Annotated in this window: 16 protein-coding genes; 6 read left to right on the forward strand and 10 right to left on the reverse strand. The window is 67.7% G+C overall.

The features are described 5' to 3' along the window. Positions 1 to 172 precede the first annotated feature (172 nt). Positions 173 to 2,566: an immune inhibitor A domain-containing protein gene (locus DIZ26_RS24495; RefSeq protein ID WP_112245360.1), complete on the forward strand. Its 2,394-nt coding sequence runs from the start codon at positions 173 to 175 to the stop codon at positions 2,564 to 2,566. A 192-nt stretch (positions 2,567 to 2,758) separates the two neighbouring features. Then, positions 2,759 to 3,073, forward strand: coding sequence for a WhiB family transcriptional regulator (locus DIZ26_RS24500; protein WP_112245362.1), 315 nt, complete (start codon positions 2,759 to 2,761; stop codon positions 3,071 to 3,073). A 30-nt stretch (positions 3,074 to 3,103) separates the two neighbouring features. Here the strand turns inward: DIZ26_RS24500 and DIZ26_RS24505 are convergent, their stop codons facing one another. Continuing rightward, a complete protein-coding gene (locus tag DIZ26_RS24505) occupies positions 3,104 to 3,511 on the reverse strand; it encodes a nuclear transport factor 2 family protein (protein ID WP_112245364.1) in 408 nt (135 codons plus the stop codon). Between the two features lie 79 nt (positions 3,512 to 3,590). Here DIZ26_RS24505 and DIZ26_RS24510 point away from each other — a divergent pair, with 79 nt between their 5' ends. Beyond that, on the forward strand, positions 3,591 to 5,312 hold the full coding sequence (locus DIZ26_RS24510; RefSeq protein ID WP_112245366.1) for an AAA family ATPase: 1,722 nt from the start codon (positions 3,591 to 3,593) through the stop codon (positions 5,310 to 5,312). Between the two features lie 31 nt (positions 5,313 to 5,343). Here the strand turns inward: DIZ26_RS24510 and DIZ26_RS24515 are convergent, their stop codons facing one another. Then, entirely contained in the window at positions 5,344 to 7,251 is a 1,908-nt protein-coding gene (locus DIZ26_RS24515; protein WP_112245368.1) for a penicillin-binding transpeptidase domain-containing protein, read from the reverse strand. A 73-nt stretch (positions 7,252 to 7,324) separates the two neighbouring features. Beyond that, positions 7,325 to 8,092, reverse strand: coding sequence for a VOC family protein (locus DIZ26_RS24520; protein WP_112245370.1), 768 nt, complete (start codon positions 8,090 to 8,092; stop codon positions 7,325 to 7,327). A gap of 126 nt (positions 8,093 to 8,218) precedes the next feature. On the opposite strand from DIZ26_RS24520, the gene DIZ26_RS24525 reads away from it, so the two are divergent. Continuing rightward, a complete protein-coding gene (locus DIZ26_RS24525) occupies positions 8,219 to 8,542 on the forward strand; it encodes an L-rhamnose mutarotase (protein ID WP_112245372.1) in 324 nt (107 codons plus the stop codon). A 19-nt stretch (positions 8,543 to 8,561) separates the two neighbouring features. Here DIZ26_RS24525 and DIZ26_RS24530 read toward each other — a convergent pair whose 3' ends face one another. Beyond that, positions 8,562 to 9,275 carry a pirin family protein gene (locus tag DIZ26_RS24530; RefSeq protein WP_112245374.1) on the reverse strand — a complete coding sequence of 238 codons (714 nt, stop codon included), beginning with the start codon at positions 9,273 to 9,275 and terminating at the stop codon, positions 8,562 to 8,564. A 15-nt stretch (positions 9,276 to 9,290) separates the two neighbouring features. Next, positions 9,291 to 9,806, reverse strand: a complete 516-nt coding sequence (locus DIZ26_RS24535) for a DinB family protein (protein WP_112245376.1) — start codon at positions 9,804 to 9,806, stop codon at positions 9,291 to 9,293. Positions 9,807 to 9,958: 152 nt separating this feature from the next. Here DIZ26_RS24535 and DIZ26_RS24540 point away from each other — a divergent pair, with 152 nt between their 5' ends. Continuing rightward, positions 9,959 to 11,338, forward strand: a complete 1,380-nt coding sequence (locus tag DIZ26_RS24540) for a carbohydrate-binding protein (protein WP_112245377.1) — start codon at positions 9,959 to 9,961, stop codon at positions 11,336 to 11,338. Here DIZ26_RS24540 and DIZ26_RS24545 read toward each other — a convergent pair. From DIZ26_RS24545 to DIZ26_RS24560, 4 genes are all read right to left on the reverse strand, one after another. Beyond that, on the reverse strand, positions 11,321 to 12,085 hold the full coding sequence (locus tag DIZ26_RS24545; RefSeq protein WP_112245379.1) for a phosphotransferase: 765 nt from the start codon (positions 12,083 to 12,085) through the stop codon (positions 11,321 to 11,323). The two genes, DIZ26_RS24540 and DIZ26_RS24545, sit on opposite strands and share 18 nt — an antisense overlap. A 203-nt stretch (positions 12,086 to 12,288) precedes the next feature. After that, positions 12,289 to 13,728, reverse strand: a complete 1,440-nt coding sequence (locus DIZ26_RS24550; RefSeq protein ID WP_112245381.1) for a S1C family serine protease — start codon at positions 13,726 to 13,728, stop codon at positions 12,289 to 12,291. Positions 13,729 to 13,928: 200 nt separating this feature from the next. Beyond that, positions 13,929 to 15,416, reverse strand: coding sequence for a sensor histidine kinase (locus DIZ26_RS24555; RefSeq protein ID WP_112245383.1), 1,488 nt, complete (start codon positions 15,414 to 15,416; stop codon positions 13,929 to 13,931). A 389-nt stretch (positions 15,417 to 15,805) separates the two neighbouring features. Next, positions 15,806 to 16,498, reverse strand: a complete 693-nt coding sequence (locus tag DIZ26_RS24560; RefSeq protein ID WP_112245385.1) for a response regulator transcription factor — start codon at positions 16,496 to 16,498, stop codon at positions 15,806 to 15,808. A gap of 153 nt (positions 16,499 to 16,651) precedes the next feature. Between DIZ26_RS24560 and DIZ26_RS24565 the strand changes: the two genes are divergently transcribed. Continuing rightward, entirely contained in the window at positions 16,652 to 17,644 is a 993-nt protein-coding gene (locus DIZ26_RS24565) for an acetamidase/formamidase family protein (RefSeq protein ID WP_112245387.1), read from the forward strand. A gap of 25 nt (positions 17,645 to 17,669) precedes the next feature. On the opposite strand, the gene DIZ26_RS24570 is transcribed toward DIZ26_RS24565, so the two are convergent. Next, positions 17,670 to 18,623: a DMT family transporter gene (locus tag DIZ26_RS24570; protein WP_112245389.1), complete on the reverse strand. Its 954-nt coding sequence runs from the start codon at positions 18,621 to 18,623 to the stop codon at positions 17,670 to 17,672. Between the last annotated feature and the right edge of the window lie 33 nt (positions 18,624 to 18,656).

An 18,656-nucleotide genomic window follows, 5' to 3' on the forward strand; every position in this document is an offset into this window, starting at 1 on the left:
AGATTCGGCGCGAAGGGTGGCTCAAGGGTTATCCCGCGGCGACGAGCCTTCCGGTCGCCCCCTGTGCTCACCTAGTGTCTTAGCGTCTCCGGTAGATGGTTGCCTTCGGCCACCTCCTGCCGGAGACGCTGCTGCGCCGGGGGAGCTCGGCGGAACCCGATGAGGAGGAACCGTGCGCCTGAAGCCCGCACGTACGACGGCCCTCGGAGTGCTCGGCGTCGCTCTGGTGGCCGGGCTGGGCCAGTTGCCCCAGTCCGTCGCGACTCCGGCGCCTGCCGACGGCACCGCGACGACCGGTCCCGCCGCCGTGAAGGCCGGGCCCGACGAACTGCCGAACCCGCTCGAGGACAAGCGGCGCGACCTACGGCAGGAGGCGATGACCGATGTCCTGACCGGCGCCGCCAAGGTCGAGAAGCGCGGTACCAGCCGGGTCGTCAGGGTCGGTACGGAGATCGCCGCGCCGGCCGCCCGCGATGTCCGGGGCAAGCTGCAGAGCGCCCGGATCGGCAAGAACCAGTACGTCGAACTCGCGCGCGAGAAGACCGACAAGATCTTCGTCATCCTGGCCGAGTTCGGCAACCAGCGACACCCGGACTTCCCAGACAAGGACACCGATCCGAACACGCCCGGCCCGTCGACGTACGACGGCCCGGTGCACAACGCGATCCCCGCGCCGGACCGGACCAAGGACAACTCGACCGTCTGGCAGGCCGACTACTCCCCGGCGCACTACCGGGACCTGTACTTCGGCAAGGGCGACTCGGTGAAGACGTACTACGAGAAGCAGTCGTCCGGCCGCTACTCCGTCGACGGCACCGTCTCGGACTGGGTCAAAGTGCCCTACAACGAGGCCCGCTACGGCCGCAGCAACGGCACCCCGTGCGCCGACAACATCTGCTCCAACACCTGGAACCTGATCGCCGACGCGGTGAACCAGTGGGTCGCGGACCAGCAGAAGGCCGGCAAGACCGACGACCAGATCAAGGCGACGCTGAAGTCCTACGACCAGTGGGACCGCTACGACTACGACGGTGACGGCGACTTCAACGAGCCGGACGGCTACATCGACCACTTCCAGATCGTGCACGCCGGAGGCGACCAGGCCAACGGCGATCCGCACCAGGGCGAGGACGCGATCTGGTCACACCGCTGGTACGCGTTCCAGAACAACTCCAGCGGCCCGTCGGCGAACAAGCTCGGCGGGGTCCAGATCGGTTCGACCGGCCTGTGGATCGGCGACTACACGATCCAGCCGGAGAACGGCGGGATGAGCGTCTTCGCACACGAGTACGGTCACGACCTCGGACTGCCGGACCACTACGACACCTCCGGCCGGCCGAGCCAGAACCCGGTCAACTGGTGGAGCGTGATGGCGCAGAACCGGGCCGGCGCGAAGGGTGACGTCGGCATCGGCCTCAAGCCGCAGGACATGGGCACCTGGGACAAGCTGCAGCTCGGCTGGCTCGACTACGAGACGGTGAAGGCCGGACAGACCCGGACGATCGACCTCGGCCCGCACGAGTTCAACACGAAGAAGGCCCAGGGCGTGGTCGTGGTGCTGCCCAAGAAGAAGGTCACCACTCAACTCGCCAAGCCGGTCACCGGCGCCAAGTCGTGGTGGAGCGGTACCGGCGACAAGCTCAACAACACGCTCAGCCGCAAGGTGACACTGCCGGCCGGGAAGTCGTCGCTGACCTTCCAGGCGAACTGGAAGATCGAGGACTGCGGCCCCGACCCGTGCGACTACGCGTACGTCGAGGTGAACGACGGCTCCGGCTGGAAGGCCGTTGCCGGCAGCATCACCAAGTCCGCCGAGGCGAACGGGATCGACGGCGACAGCCAGGGCTGGAAGCCGGCCGAGTTCGATCTGTCCGCATTCGCGGGGAAGACGGTCGACCTGCGGTTCCGGTACGCGACGGACGCCGCAACGCACGGGCTCGGATTCTTCGCCGACGACATCAAGCTCACCGCCGGTGGGCAGACCCTGGTCGACGACGGGGCCGAGAACGGCGCGAACGGCTGGACGGCGACCGGCTTCCAGACCGCCGGCGAATCGGTCACCAACGAGTACGACAACTTCTACCTGGCGTCGAACTACACGTACAGCTCGTTCAACAAGTACCTCAAGTACGGGCCGTACAGCTTCGTCGGTACACCGCGGCCGGACTGGGTGGAGCACTTCCCGTACGAGGACGGCCTGCTCGTCTCGTACTGGGACACCTCGCAGAACAACAACGAGACCGCGGTGCACCCCGGCGAGGGGCAGTGGCTGCCGATCGACGCGAACCCGGCGTTGCGGGTGAACTTGAAGGGCGCGTTCTGGAAGACGTCGGTGCAGAGCTACGACTCGACCTTCGGGTTGCAGAAGTCCGACTCGTTCAGCCTCACGGTCAACGGGCAGAAGAACTACATCCGGGGCGCCGACGCTGTACCGGTCTTCGATGACCGCAAGGACTTCTGGTCGGCCGACGTTCCGTCGTACGGCGTGAAGGTGCCGCACGTCGGGGTGAAGATCCGGGTGGTGACCCAGCAGGGCACGTCGATGCGGATCCTGATCAGCAAGTGAGCTGATCCGCGAGAGGGCCCGGAGCACCTTGCTCCGGGCCCTTCTGCCGTTGCCCGTCACGGTCGGTGAGAACGGCGTACGGAGGTTTGCAGGCGGGTACCAGAAGAGAACTCGCGGTTCGGCCAACAGCCGCGGAGATTCGCCGATCAGTCCGAGGTGTTCGTCGATGGCCCAGCTTTTCCGGACCCGCCCATGAACCGGCGCAAACCGCCGGCCGGAGCGGTCACGAAGGCGCCGGACGGCCTGCCGTACCCACTCATCGAGAACTGGGAGTGGCAGGACTACGCCGCCTGCAAAGACGTCAATCCCGAGTTGTTCTTCGCCGCAGAATCCGAGCGCGGCCTGCGCAAACATGCCCGTGAGCTGCTCGCCAAGTCACTGTGCGGCACCTGCCCGGTGCAGCGCGAGTGCCGCCGGCATGCCGAGCTTGTCGGCGAGATGTACGGCGTCTGGGGCGGCACCACCGAAGAGGAACGCGAACCGGCCCTGCACGCCCGCTCGCGCTGAATCCTCCTCGCGCTGAGTCCCCGAAGACTCTCAGGACATCCTCAACCGGTCGAGCCCTGCTGCTCCGAGCTCGACCAGATGCTCCCGGCCCGTGGGTGCTTCGTACGGCTCCGGCCAGAAGTCGGTGATCCGAGCGATCACGCCGTCCGGTACCTCGAAGTACACGAGGCCCACCAGCTCCTCGTCACCCACCGTGAAGTTCATCGACGCGGCTGCCGTGTTCTCATCCGCGATCAGCCGCGTCACGGTGATCTGCCAGTCGCCGGGATACTCCCGGTTGAACTGCACGAACCGGTCGCGCCCGGTGATCCGCTCCCCGGTCTGCGGCAGCTCGTACACCACGTCCTCGGCGACGAGCTGCCCGAAACCGTCCCAGTCCCGCGCGATCATCCGGTCGAAGTACGCCCGGACGACGGCCCGGGTCTGCTCGCTGGTCATGCGGCGACCGTAGACCGCCGCGTCGACATTTCCGGATGAGAAGATGCTCGAGGTCTTTCCTCGGAGTGGAGAAGGTGGCATGGCGGAGCAGTCGGCGGGGTTGCTGGGGCGGCGACGGGCTCGGGGGTTGTGGGTACGCGGTGCCAAGCAGCTCGGTTTCGCCAAGACCGGTGAGAAGGCCGAGCCGGTGGACAAGCCGGCCGCGCTCGACACCTTCACCCGGGCACTGGAGCTGGATCCGGGGATGACGGACGCGTGGCTCGGCTTTCACGCGGCAGGCGGCGACCACGACACCGCACTCGACAAGCTGGTCGCCGGACTCGGCCGCTTCGGCGAGGAGCGCGACGCGGACAAGCGCCGGCTGAGCTCGACCTTCCAGGCCGGCTGGTGGTTCACCCACACCCTGGAGACGACGGACCACGTCTGGCACGCCGAGGCACTCCGCCGGCTCGCGGCAGGCGACGCAGACGGTACTGCGAAAGCCGTCGCCGAGGTCATCGAGGACACCCGCCGGCACTTCCTCCTGAGCGCGGTCGCGATGCTCCGCAAGCAGTACGAGGTCGCCATCGCCGAGTTGCGTCAGGTGCCGCCGGACGGCCACCTGGGTGTCGAAGCGATGCTCCGGCTCGGTATGGCGCTGGCCACCGTCGAGCAGTGGAGCGAAGCCGAGACCGTACTGCGGCAAGCCGCCGGCCAGCATCTCAACAATCTCGTCCAGATCGACGCGGAGTACTACCTCGGCTTCGTCTACCGGGGGACCGGCCGCGAGGAGAACGCGCTCCGCCAGTTCGAGTGGGTCTACGAGCGCAACAACGCACACCGCCAGGTCGCCGAAGCACTCGCGAACTCGGACCTGAAACTCGACACCCGCCCGGCACCCCGCAGTACGGGACCGGTGGTGCCGCAGGTCCGTCGCGGCGAACCGACCCGGCCGACGCTGCACCGCCAGCCCGACTGGGGTGCGGTCCAGGGCATCCTCAACGAACTCGACCGCAACGTCGGGATGGAGGACGTCAAGCGGCAGGTGTCGGCGGTCGCCGCCCAGGTCCGGGCCGGCCTGATGCGCGCCGAACGAGGACTGCCCACGGCCAAGCTCGGCGGCCACCTGATCTTCGCCGGCCCACCCGGTACCGGCAAGACCACCGTCGCCCGCGTGGTGGCCCGCCTGTACTGCGCACTCGGGTTGCTCGCCGCGGACACGGTGATCGAGACCGACCGGTCCGGCCTGGTCGGGAACTTCATCGGTCAGACGGCGACGAAGACCAACGAGGTGGTCGACTCGGCGCTCGACGGGGTGCTGTTCATCGACGAGGCGTACGCGCTGAAGAAGAAGGGCCTCAGCACCAACGACTTCGGTCCCGAGGCGATCGACACGCTGCTGAAGCGGATGGAGGACGACCGCGACCGGCTGGTCGTCATCGTCGCCGGGTACTCCGAGCCGATGGCGGAGTTCCTCGAGGCGAACCCGGGACTGCGGAGCCGGTTCTCGACGCGGATCGACTTTCCCCGCTACACCTCGGAGCAGCTGCGCGAGATCGCGGTCAGGTTGGCGCACAACAGCGGCGATCACCTCACCGAGGACAGCCTGGCGGCGCTGACCGGCGTACTGGACCAGGTCTGTTCCGACGGCCGGATCGACGAACTCGGCAACGCCCGCTTCATCCGGACGCTGCTGGAGTCGGCCGGGAAGCACCGCGACCTGCGGCTGTTCCAGTCGCCGGGGCACCCGACCGACCTCGATCTGATCACGCTCACCACACCCGACCTGACCGCAGCCAGCAGCGAGATCCTCAGCTTCTGACGCTTCGCCGAGGCCCTCGCCGGCCTTGGCGCTACTTGAAGCGGGAGAGGAAGTTCTGCACGATCGGGCCGGCCGCCTTGCCACCCGAGATGCCGCCCTCGACGATGACGGCGAAGGCGACGTCACCGCGGAAGCCGACCATCCAGCCGTTGGTGATCACCTTGCCGTTCGAGACGACTTCCGCAGTACCGGTCTTGGCGGAGACCACGCCGCTGCCGCCCAGCGCGTGTGCCGTACCGCCGGTGACGGTACTGCGCATCATCGCCCGCAGCGCCGCGACAGTTGCCGGGGGCAACGGTGCGGCGGCGGGACCGGCCGGGTCCTTGCCGGGCACCAGTACCGGCTTCATCGCGGTACCGTTCTTCACCGCGGCGCCGACCAGCGACATCGCCAGCGGGCTCGCCGTGACAGTGCCCTGGCCGATCATCGAGGCCGCCTCGGCGACGTCGTCCTTCGGCGCCGGAACCTCACCGCCGTACGCGGGAATCGACAGCTTGAGCTCCTGGCCGATGCCGAACATCGCCGCCGTCTTGGTCATCCGGTCGGCCGGCAGCCGGCCGTGCTGGGAGATGAACGCGGTGTTGCAGGACTGGTTGAACGCCCGCTCCATCGTGCCGTTGCCGTACGGCGCGAGCGCGTCGTAGTTCTTGAAGGTCTTGCCGAAGACGTTGATGGTGTTCGTGCACGGCAGCACGGTGTTCTTGGTCATGCCGGTGCCGAGCAGAGCCGCCGAGGTGATGATCTTGAAGGTAGACCCCGGCGCGTAGTGCCCCTGGAACGCGCGGTTGTAGTTCGTCGCGGTCGGGCCGTTACCGGCGGCCAAGATCTGGCCGGTGGACGCCTGTACGGCGACCAGCGAGGCGGGCAGCTTGCTCGTCGCCAGGGCGGCTTCGGCGAAGCGCTGCAGGTTGGTGTCGAGGGTCGTCTTCACGGCGACACCAGGCTTGGCCTGCTGCTTGAAGACCTCCTTGATCGCCATCTTGGTCTTGCCGTCCCGCAGCGTGACCGTGCCACCCGGCGTACCGGCCAGTTGCTGCTGGTATGCGAACTGCAGCCCGGTGGTGCCGACCTGGTCCGAACTGGACGCCGTCGGACCCGCATTCTTCAACGTCTCGGCGGTCGCCGTCTTCATGGTGCCGATCACGGACCGGCCGAAGGTCGAACTTTCCGGCAGCGAGGCTGTGCCGCCCATGGTCAGGACGCCGGGCAACTTGCCGACCGTGTTGCGGAGCTTGTCCCATTCCTCGGCGCGGATCGTGATCGCATCCACGAACTGGCCGGTTGGCAAGCCCTTCGCCCGCTTCCACAGCCGGGTGCCGTCGACGTCGAGGTTCTTGGTGAAGGCGGCGTACGTCGCGGCGGTGGCCACGTTGCCGGAGGCAACCCCGACGATGACGACCGGCCGGTTCGTGGTCAGCGGCTTGCCGGTGCGGTCGAGGATCGAGGCGCGCGGCGGGACGGTACGGACCCGCTTGAGGTAGTTCGCCTCGCCCAGACCTGGGTAGATGGTGTCGCCCGACGCCTTGATCTTCCAGGCGTCGCCCGTCTTGACCGCGGTCGCCGTACTGGTCCACTTCATCGTGCCGATACCGCGCAGGATCGCCTCGACGGCGAGCTCCTGGGTGCAGTTGGAGTCGTTGGAACAGTTCGGGTCGCCCTGCGGCGTCACCGTCACGGACTGGGCGACCAGAGCCGTGTCCACACTGTCCAGCCGTGGGCCGAACGTCGTCGGCGCGTCGGTCAGCGCGGCCGCCTCGTCCGGCTTGCCGTCCGGCGCCCACGCCTTGACCCAGGCGTCCGCGAAGGCCTTGACCGCTGCCGCGGAAGCCTGCTTCTCGTTGTTCGGGTCAGGTTTCCCGCCGCTGTTCGACTTGCTGTCGGAACAGCCGGCGGTGATCAGGACGGCACTCAGGCAGACGATCGCAGCAGTTCGCTTCACGCTCTCAACTCTCGCATGTCATCGGGTACACACTGCAGACAAGGGACCAGCGTGCCATGCGAAGAAAAATGGATCAGCCGAGCTGGATCACCGCGAAGCGGGCACCCTCGGGATCGGAAAGCACCGCCATCCTGCCGAAATCCGTGTCCAGCGGCTCCCCGCCGAGCGTGCCGCCGCGCTCGACGACCTGGGCGATGGTGGTGTCCACGTCACCGGTCGCGAAGTACGGCAACCAGTGCGGAGGCGTGTCCTTCGGCATGTCCGGGTGGAGCTCGCCAGTCCCCGCGACCGGGCGGTCGCCGACGTACAGGGCGGCGTACTGCGTGTCGTACCCGCCCACCTCCTCCGCCCGGTAGCCGAACAGGGCGAGGTAGAACTTCTTGGCGATCGCGTGGTCCCGGCTGAGCGCCTCGCTCCAGACCAGCGAGCCGGGCGTCGAGCGTTGCTCGGTGCCGACATGGTCCGCGGCCTGCCAAAGACCGAAAATCGCGCCGTTCGGATCGGCCGCGATCGCCATCCGGCCCTGCATCGCGATATCGCAGGGCCCCACGAGCTTTCGGCCGCCCTCGGCTCGTACGGCCTCCAGCGTCTGCTCGACCTGGTCTGTCGCCAGGTAGGTGGTCCAGCGGCTTTCGCGGTGTTCCCGGCCCGGCTGCTTGGGCCCGATTCCGCCGACATCCTCGCCGGCGAGGCTGCAGACGAAGTACTCCGTGGAGTTCCGGTGCTCGCAGGTCCAGCCGAACAGGCCGGCGTAGAACTCCGCGGCAGCAGCGGGATCGTCGGCGGCCAGGTCCACCCAATTCGGCGTACCGGGCGGCCAGGGTGTGTTCCGCTCCACCATCAAACCCTCCGGGAATCCGTTTGCCGGGCAGCCCCACACCCTGCCAGGGAGCACCGGCCACGTCGAGACGCCCGAGGAGTGATCGGATAACGGTTCGATCACTCCCGGCGTATATCCTGCTGCGTTGTGACTCGCCTAGCACTGCACAGCCGGCTGATTCCCGGCACCGAAGAGGCCTACGAACTCGAGCACGCCAGAGTCTGGCCCGAACTCATCACGGTGATGAACCGCGCCGGCATCCGCGACTGGAGCATCTGGCGCAGCGGCCGCGACCTGTTCCACCTCGTCGAATGCGACGACTACGAGGCCGCAGTAGCCCAACTCGCGAACGACCCCGTCGACCAACGCTGGCAAACCCACATGAGCCAGTTCGTCGAATCCTTCGCGAAGAACGCCGACGGCACCCACCCCCTCAACCACGTCTGGACAATGTCAGAACAGACGGACTAGGTAGGACGGTCCGGCGTGCTTAGGGACGCATCTCCCACACCAGGATCTCCGCGCCTTCCGGGCCTGCCGTGGCTCGTGGGCCGTCGGAGGCGATGAGGCGGGCGGCGTCGGAGGTGTTGAGTTCGCCTGCGGCTTCGAGGGTGATGGTGCCTAGGGCAACGAAGAGGTGGACGTAAGGGGCCGTCGGCAACTCGACCGTCGCGCCGGGGGTGAGGCGGGCGGCGTACAGGCCGGCGCCGCGTTGGTTGATGTGGATGGCTGTGGTGCCGGCGTGTTTGGGGAGACCTGAGGCGATCGGGACGAGTTCGCCGGTGGACAGGGCGTCGTAGACCTCCGCCTGCTGGTACGACGGGGGTAGGTCGACCTCGTCGGGACGGACCCACATCTGGACGTAGCGCACCGGTTCGCCGGCGTCATTCTTCTCCGAGTGCTGGATTCCGCTACCCGCGCTCATCCGCTGGGCGAGGCCGGGGTAGACGATCCCGTTGTGGCCCTCAGAATCCTGGTGGACCAGAGCGCCGCGCAGTACCCAGGTGACGATTTCCAGGTCCTGATGGGGATGCGTGTCGAATCCGGTGCCGGGGGCAACTATCTCGTCGTTGTGCACGAGGAGCAGGCCGAAGCCGACGTTCGCGGGATCGTAGTACGGGCCGAAGGAGAACGAATGGTGCGAGTGGAGCCACTCGTTCTCGGTCCGGAACCGGTCAGCGGCCCGGCGGATGTCCACACTCATGCGCACCAGTGTGGCTCAGTAGTAGCCCTTCTCGCCGTCGAGGAGTTCGCGGATCGTGTCCAGATGGCCGACGTGCCGGGCGGTCTCCTCGACCATGTGGAGCACCATCCAGCGCAGCGTCGCCTTGGCCGCGCCGAAGTCGGGATGCTTGCCGACCTCGTCCAGCGGATGCGCGGCAATGATCTTGTTCGACTCGGCGCACTGCTGCTCGAACTCGTCCAGCAGCCGGGCAAGCGGTACGTCGCCCGGCATCATGTCGAGATCCTCCGGCTCCTCCTGGAACTGCGGGTTGCCCTCGAACGACTCGCCCAGGAACAGCACGTTGAACCAGCAGTGCTCGGTCCACCGCATGTGCGACACGAGTCCCGCCATCGTCATCAACGGCGAACTCGGCAGCACCACCCGCTGCTCGTCGGCCGCGGCCAGCCCCTCGCACTTCCACCGCACCAGCGCCCGCTGCATGTCCAGCCAGCCGACCAACTGGGTCCGCTCATCAGCCACGTACGGCGGCCGCTCCCGAGGAATCGTCATACCGCCGGACCCTAGGCCTCCCCGCGTTGTTCTCGCATGTGAATAACCGAGGCCATCGCGAAGGCGGGTTTCCGACATGTCGTGGCGGTGCGAGGTCGCGACGCCCTACCGTGGAGAAACGAAAGGTCATTGCGTATTGGATGGGAGTGGCCATGAACCGACGAGTCGGTGTGCTCGCGAGTGCCGTTGCGACGGGGCTGCTCCTTGCGTCGGCCGGGTTGGTGGCTGCGCAGGCTGCCCAGGCAGGGGAGTCGTCAGTGCAAGTGGCGTGTACTGCGCCCGCGTGGGCCGAAGGGGTCAGCTACTCCGTCGGCGCGAAGGTGACCTATCAAGGGCGGCTGTACGAGGCGCGTACTGCGCACACCGCGCCAGTCGGCGCCGGCTGGAACCCGGTCGCGGCGGCCTCGCTCTGGCTCGACCTCGGCGCGTGTGACGGCACCCCACCGACCACGCCGCCTACGACACCACCGACTACGCCGCCAACCACCCCGCCCACAACGCCGCCCACGACCCCGCCGACCACACCTCCGACGACGCCGCCGACCACCCCGCCCACGACGCCGCCGCCTGGGTCGGCGAGCTGTCCGGTGAAGTCGAGGCCGGCCGGCAAGGTGCTGCAGGGTTACTGGGAGAACTGGGACGGCGCGTCCAACGGCGTACACCCGCCCTTCGGCTGGACGTCGATCACCGACTCGCGGATCGCGCAGCACGGCTACAACGTGATCAACGCGGCGTTCCCGGTGATCCTGTCGGACGGCACGGTGAAGTGGGAGGACGGCATGGATGCGACCGTGAAGGTCGCGACGCCCACCGAGATGTGCCAGGCGAAGGCGGCCGGCCAGACGATCCTGATGTCGATCGGCGGCGCCGCGGCCGGCATTGACCTCAGTTCCTCCGCTGTCGCCGACCGGTTCGTGGCGACCGTCGTACCGATCCTCAAGAACTACAACTTCGACGGTATCGACATCGACATCGAGACCGGCCTCACCGGCAGCGGCAACATCAACCAGCTGTCCACCTCGCAGGCCAACCTGATCCGCATCATCGACGGCGTGCTCGCCGAGATGCCCTCGAACTTCGGCCTCACGATGGCCCCCGAAACGGCGTACGTCACCGGTGGCAGCGTCACCTACGGCTCGATCTGGGGCTCTTATCTCCCGATCATCAAGAAGTACGCCGACAACGGCCGGCTGTGGTGGCTGAACATGCAGTACTACAACGGCAGCATGTACGGCTGTTCAGGCGACTCGTACTCCGCGGGCACGGTCCAGGGCTTCGTCGCCCAAACCACCTGCCTCAACACGGGCCTCGTCATCCAGGCCACCACCATCCGAGTCCCGTACGACAAGCAGGTCCCCGGCCTCCCCGCCCAGCCGGGCGCCGGCGGCGGCTACCTGTCCCCGTCCTTGGTCGCCCAATCCTGGAACAACTTCAACGGCTCTCTCAAAGGCCTGATGACCTGGTCCATCAACTGGGACGGCTCCAAGAACTGGACCTTCGGCGACACCGCGAAATCACTCCAAGGCCGCTGAGGCCCAACTCAACGAATCGAGCAGCCGGTAGAACGTGAGCCGCTGACCATCGGGTTCCGCGAGCCCATAGGTCGTCAGGAACTCGGTGGCGTCGAGGGCCCACTCGTCTTCGAGTTGCGCCTTGAGCAACGCGAGATCGGCATACCGGTCGGCAATGCCAAGGCGGCCGACATCGATCATCCCGGTGCATTCGAGGGTGTCCGGGTCAAAGAGGAAATTAGGCAAACACGCGTCACCGTGACAGACAACAAGGTCCGCCTTCGCCTTGACCTCAGCCAACTCGGCGTACAGCCCGGCAAGCAACCGCTCCGGCGGCACCAACCGCCACTCGTCCGTCAGGAAATCCGGCTCCACCACACCCCGCCGTACGACGTCCCCCGCTTGACCGATGACATCGTCCACGCGCCGCTCGAACGGACACTCCGCCACCGGCACCTCGTGCAACGCCTTGACGATGCCAGCAAGACTGTCCGCCGCCCGGCGCGACGCCGGCAACTCCCCACCGCCCACCCCTGGAACAGCCGTGGTCAGCAACGCAGCCCCACCTTCGGACTCGATCCAGTCGACAACCTCCGCCCCCGGAATCCCCGTACCCGCCAACCACCCCACCCGATCCCGCTCCCCACGCAACTCAGCGATCCCCTCCACCGAGCAGCACTTCGCATAAACCCCACCCCGCCGAAACACCTCCGCCCCCGACTCCCCACCCACCACCCGCTCCCACCCACCACCCACCAAAAAGTCCACCCGACCATCCTCACACTCACCTCGCCATACGCCAGCCCGACAGTCATTGCCTAACGCAACCACTCGTCCTGCTGACCACTGGTCGACCTCCGCAGACCCGAATCCCTAACAGACGCGACGCAACGGAACGACGTACAAAAACAGAACTGCGGCCGCTCGGTGGGCGGTCGCAGTTCTGGTCTGGGCGGAAAGGAGGTTCGGGGTCAGCCGGTGGGGTTGCCGTTGTCGGAGCCGAGGGTGGCCTTGACGGTTTGGGTTTTGCCGGCTCGGGTGAAGGTGATGCTCACTTCGTCGTCGGGGCGGTGCGAACGGACTGCGGCGACCAACGCGTCCCCTGACGCGATCGCCTTACCGTCGACAGAGGTGACGATGTCACCCTGCTGCAGACCGGCTTTGTCCGCCGCACCGCCCGCCGTCACCTTGCCGATGGTCGCTCCCTGCTGGAGCCCGTCGGAAGACTGCGCGTCGCCGACCTCTACGCCGAGCCGTGCATGCGTGGCCTTGCCCTTGGCCACCAGCTCGTCGATGATCGGCTTGGCCTGGTCGATCGGGATTGCGAAGCCCAGGCCGATGTTGCCGCCTTCGGATTGTCCCGATCCGCCGGCGGTCTTGATCGCGGAGTTGATTCCGACCACCTGGCCGGCAAGGTCGATCAAGGCGCCGCCGGAGTTTCCGGGGTTGATGGCGGCGTCTGTCTGAATTGCTGGGAAGACGGTGGTGCTGTTCTGCTCCTCGTCACCTGAGGTGACGGGACGATTGAGTGCGGAGACGATGCCGCTTGTCACGGTCGCCTCCAGGCCGAACGGCGAGCCGATCGCGACCACGCCCTGCCCGACGCCCAGCGCCCCACTCTTGCCGAGTACGGCGGGCTTCAGGTCCTTGGCGTCGGCGCGGATCACCGCGAGGTCGGTCAGTGGATCGGTGCCGACGATGGTGGCCGGGAGAGTCCGGCCGTCGTTCAGCATCACGGAGATCTTGCCGCCGTTGCCGGCCCCGGCGACCACGTGGTTGTTGGTGACGATCAGGCCGTCCTGGCTGATCACGATGCCCGACCCGGTGGCCGCGCCCTGCGAGGTCGCGACGCCGATCTTCACCACGCTCGGCAGCACTTTCGCGGCGGCTGCCTGCACAGAGCCGTCCGGTGCGGACACCGGCGCGGCCTGGCTGCCATTCAGCGGCGCCGTGACCGACGGCGTCGAGCTGTTGGAGTCATTGGTCGCCGAGTACACAGCAGCGCCGCCGACTCCGCCCGCAGTACCGACCAGCAGCGCGGTGGCTGCCACCAGAGCCAGACCGCGCCGCTTGGGCTTCGGGGGCTCCGGCTGGGCCGGCTGCGGGCCGAACGGCCAGTTCGGGCCCGGTGACGTCCCCTGATGCGTCCCGGCCGTCCCGAACTGCCCGCCCTGCGGGTATGCACTCCCACCTGGTGAGTGCTGACCGATCCGCGGCTGCCCGCCCTGCGGCGCATACTGCTGCTGCGAGTGCTGGCCGTAGCCCTGCACCGGCAACTGCTGAGTGCGCTCCTGCGGACTCGAACCGAACGACGGTGAGCCCTGCTGGGGCTGGTTCCCGTACGTCGAACCCTGCGCCGGTGCGTCGTGCCCCGGCTGGTTCTGCGGCTGCTGTGGCTGGTTCTCGGTCATGGGTCAACCTTGGCGGTTCCACCTGAGAGAGCCCTGAAGATCCCGTCAGAGCTCCCGAAGAACTCAATGAAGATCCCCTGAAGACACCGTGAGCCGCCTTCATGCCGAATGCGCCGCTGGCGGTCGCCGCGCTGCTCGCCCGGTCCGCGCGTAACCGTCTCGCCTGATGTCGAGCGACGGGCTATACGGAGTACGGGAGGTCAGCGGGACTGGGTGGCGGCGTGGGGGAGCCAGAGGGTGAACTGGGCGCCGCCGCCGGGGGCGTTGCGGGCGTAGATCATGCCGCCGTGCTGCTCGGCCGCGTGCTTGACGATGGCCAGTCCCAGGCCGGAACCGGGGCGGCTGCGTGCCTCACTGGACCGGTAGAAGCGCTCGAAGACGTGTGGCAGGTCTGCATCGGCGATACCTGGCCCGCTGTCGGTGACGGTCAGTACGCCGTCCAACAGGTGAACGCTGACCCGCCCCGCGGGCTCGCCGTCCGCCGTACTGCGGTCTGCCGCATCGGGCGTGCTGTACTTCGCCGCGTTGTCCAGCAGGTTCGTCACCGCGCGCCCCAGGAGTCGCTCGTCGCCCCAGACCGGGAACGGGGTCAGCTGGACGTCCCACTCCAGCGACTGGGCGCGGCGGCGGACCTTGATCACCGCGTCCTCGACGACGTTCGACAGCTCGATCAGCTCCGCGTTGCGAACCTGCGGCGTATCGCGAGCTAGCTCGGTCAGGTCGCCGATCAGATTGGTCAGCTCGTCCATCTGGGCGCGTACGTCGTCCAGCAGTTGCTGCCGGTCCTCTGGCCGGAGCCCACCCTTCTTGTCTGCTTGGGCGAGCAGGTCGAGGTTGGTACGGATGCTGGTCAACGGAGTACGCAGCTCGTGCCCGGCGTCGCCGACGAGCCGGCGCTGCCGATCCTGAGATCTCGCCAAAGCTGTGAGCATCGCGTTGAACGCCAACGCGAGCCGCGAGATCTCATCCGAACCGGTGACCGGGATCGGCTTCAACTCCTCGGTCCGCGCGATCCGCTCCGCCTCGCCGGTCAGCCGAGCGAGCGGCCGCAGACCGGACTGTGCGATCGCGTTCCCCGCCAGGGCCGCACCAATCACACCGAGCAGCCCAACGGCCCAGAGCACGATCCCGAGGTTGTGCAACGTCCGGTCGATCGGCGTCAACGACTGCGCGACCACGAGCGCGGACGGCTCGTACTGATCGTCGTCACAGGGTTCCCCATGGAGCAGCGGGCAGAATTGAGCAGGCACGGCGATCACTCGGTAGTGCTCGCCGTTGCGTACGCCGACGGTCCGCAGACTGTAGACGCCGCTCTCCTGAGACCGCGCGATCGCCAGTTCGGGCCCCTCCATGGGTGGAAAGGCGGCTGACCGCGCGCCGATCCGTTGCCCGTCTGCGGTGTAGACGCCGAGCCGAATGTCACTCAGGCCGAGTGCCTCTGGAGGAACGGTCTGAAGGTTGTCCAACCTGGTCAGCACGCCCTTGCTCGCGGCCTGTGAGGCGCGGGTGATCAGGCTGCTGTCCAGGTTGCGGTACATCTGCTGCCGGACCGTCATGTATGCGGCGACGCTGACGAACGCGACGGCGAGGCCGACGGCGACGGCCGCGAGCAGCGTGACCCGGGAGTGCAGGCTCAGCTCGTGCAGCTTCTCCTGCCACCAGTCCTGTGTGCGTGAAGCAGTCGCCACTACACGCCGGTTGGCGCCGTTCCCGTTGCTACTCGACGCGGTCTGATCCGCTTCGGGGCCGCCCGGAGCTGGTCCGCCCTGACCTCCAGCACTCGGAGCCGGTGCGCCTTGAGCGGGCCCACCCTGACCCGAGCCGTCCCAGCCTGGAGCGCCCTGAGCCGGCGTGCCCTGGATCGGGCGACTCTGGCCCGGAACGCCTTGAGCCGGCGCGCTCTGACCTGAGGCGTTCTGGGTTGGAGCCGGTGGGCGTGGGCCGGTTGTGGGGCGGCCGGGGGTTGGCGACGTGCGGAGGCGGTCGCCGTACGGGGCCTGGGGGCTGCCGATCTCGAGGGGTTCTTCGTTCGGGGGGCCGGCGTACTTGGGGAAGTCGTCGGGTGGGGGTTGCGTGGTCACGGTGGGGTGTCTCTCAGCACGTAGCCGATGCCGCGGACGGTGTGGATCAGGCGGGGGAGGTTGTCGACCTCGGTCTTGCGGCGCAGGTAGCCGATGTAGACCTCGAGGGAATTCGCCGTGGTGGGGAAGTCGTAGCCCCACACCGCGTCGAGGATCACCGCGCGCTCCAGCACCCGGCGCGGGTTGCGGATCAGCAGTTCGAGCAGCGAGAACTCCGTGCGCGTCAACGGGATCGGGATGTTGCCGCGGTGCACCTCGTGCGCATCCACGTCCACCACCAGATCGGCGTACTGCAAGACCTCACCGCGCGGGCCGCCCTCACCAGCCGTCGTACTACGGCGCAGCAGCGCTCGCAGCCGAGCCAGGAGCTCCTCCAGCGCGAACGGCTTGGTCAGGTAGTCGTCGCCGCCGGCGTCGAGGCCGTCCACGCGATCGGCGACCGCGTCGCGCGCCGTGAGCACCAGGATCGGCACGTTGTTGCCCGCGGCCCGCAACGCCTTGGTGGTCTCCAGCCCGTCCAGGCGCGGCATCATCACGTCCATCACGACGACGTCGGGCTCGACGTTGCCGATCACCGCGAGCGCCTCGGCGCCGTCCGACGCGGTGACCACCTCGAAGTCGTTGAACTCCAGCGAACGGCGCAGCGAGTCCCGGACCGCCCGGTCGTCGTCCACCACCAGTACTCGCATCTCGCGCTCCCGTTCGCCGGACCGGTCCACCCGGCCTTCTGCCCCTGCCAGGGGCCATGCTGTCGCGTGTCGAGGTTATGCCGTCTGTTTGAGAATCGGCTGAGAACCCGCTGATCAGTCGCGAACAAGCCCCACCGGGCGTAGCTTTCCGGCGTGGACATCGTCGAGTTCTCTCCCGAGCCCGAGCAGTACGCCTGGACCTTCGGTGGCGCAGCGCCGGTCCGCCGGGTGAAGCCGGGCACGATGCTGCGGTTGTGGACGGAGGACGCCTTCTGCGGCCGCCTCCGCAGTACTGCGGACCTCGCCAGCGCGTCACTCACGATGCCGTTCGTCAACCCGCAGACCGGACCGTTCTACGTCGAGGGAGCCGAGCCCGGCGACACCCTGGTGCTGCACTTCGTCGAGCTGACCCCCGCCCGAAGCTGGGGCGCGTCGGCAACCATTCCGTACTTCGGCGGCCTCACCAGCACCGACCGTACGGCGACTCTGCAGGACCCGTTGCCGGAGCGCACCTGGATCTACGAGGTCGACAGCGCCAAGCAGACCGTCGGGTTCCGAGCACAGGGCAGTGACCTCGAACTCGCTCTGCCGATCGAGCCGATGCTCGGCACTGTGGGCGTGGCTCCTGCTGCGGGGGAGGTGCGGTCGTCACTGGTGCCGGACACGTTCGGCGGCAACATGGATACGCCGGAGATGAGGGCAGGTGCCACCTGCTATCTACGGGTCAATGTGGAAGGCGCCTTGTTCTCTGTCGGTGACGGGCACTACCGGCAGGGTGAGGGCGAGTCCTGCGGTAGTGCGGTCGAGGGCGCGATGAACGTAGTACTGGTGGTGGACCTGCTCAAGACGCCCGGTCCTGCGTGGCCACGGATCGAGAACGACGACTACCTGGCCGTCGTGGGCTCCAGTAGGCCGCTGGAGGATGCGTGGCGCGCAGGTCAGGTGGATATGGTCGGCTGGCTCGGTGAGCTCTACGGTCTCGACAAGCTGGACGCGTACCAACTCCTGAGCCAGATCTGCGAAGTCCCGCTCGCCAACGTGGTCGACGCCAACTACAGCGTCGTCACGAAGGTCCCCAAGCGCCTTCTGCCGAGCGCTGAGGTCTACAACGGCATCCACGCCCACCTACGCAGTACTGCGAGCTAAAGCGCCACCCGCGCCGTCCTGCGGGTCAGGCGTCCACGGTGCTCAACGCCGGCGCCTCTGTCGTACTGCGTTCGCTCCGGCTGCGGCGGCGGGAGATGCTGACGCCGATGAGGCAGACCGCACCGCCTGCGAGGGCAAGAGCCGCAGGTCGTTCGCCGAGAAGGAGCCACGCGAGGACGATCGCGACGACTGGCACGAGGTAGGTCGTTGCGCCCAGCCGGCCCGCCGTCGTACGGCGAAGAGCGAAGGCCCACGTGGTGAAGCCGAGCGCTGTCGGGACCGCGCCGAGGTAGACCACCCACCAGATCGACGCAGCGCTCGCCGTACGCAGCTCGTGGAAGAGGGCGGGAGCGAACGGCAGGCAGCTGACCGCTCCGATGGTGCAGGCGAGCCAGGTGACCTGCGCGGCAGGCAGGCGGTCGAGTAGCGGCTTCTGACTGACCACGCCGACGGCGTACGAGATGGCGGCGATGACGCAGAGCACGACTCCCCAGGTCTCCGCACCGCCGGTCGAGGTTGACGTACCGATCAGCAGCACGCCGCCGAACGCAACCAGGCTGCCGACGATGAGTTGCCGGGGGAAGCCTTCGCGGAGCATCAGCCCAGCCAGTACGGCGATCAGTAGGGGAGCGATGTGGACGATCATGGCTGCGGTCCCGGCGTCGAGGCGGCGCTCGGCTGCGTTCAGGGCCACGTTGTAGACGCCGAACCAGAGCAGGCCGCAGGCGAGCAGTGGTGGCCAGTCCCGCTTTGCCGGCCACTTCCGGGTGCGAGCTGTCGGCCGAGCGGGTCGGCGGATGAACGGTAGGGCGCCGAGTGCGACGCTGCCGACCAGGAGGCGGGCCAGTGCCAGAGCGCCGGCCGAGAACTCGGTGCCGACGTGCCGGATCGCCACGAAGGCCGACGCCCACAGCACGACTGTGACGGCGGCAGCTCCGGCTGCTTGCAGGTTCGGGGGCGTTTTGACGGTCCTGTTCACTCCTCTAGGCTAGAAGGAGATTGATCGTCTTTC

The sequence above is a fragment of the Kribbella monticola genome, assembly GCF_003261635.1.
GTDB lineage: Bacteria > Actinomycetota > Actinomycetes > Propionibacteriales > Kribbellaceae > Kribbella > Kribbella monticola.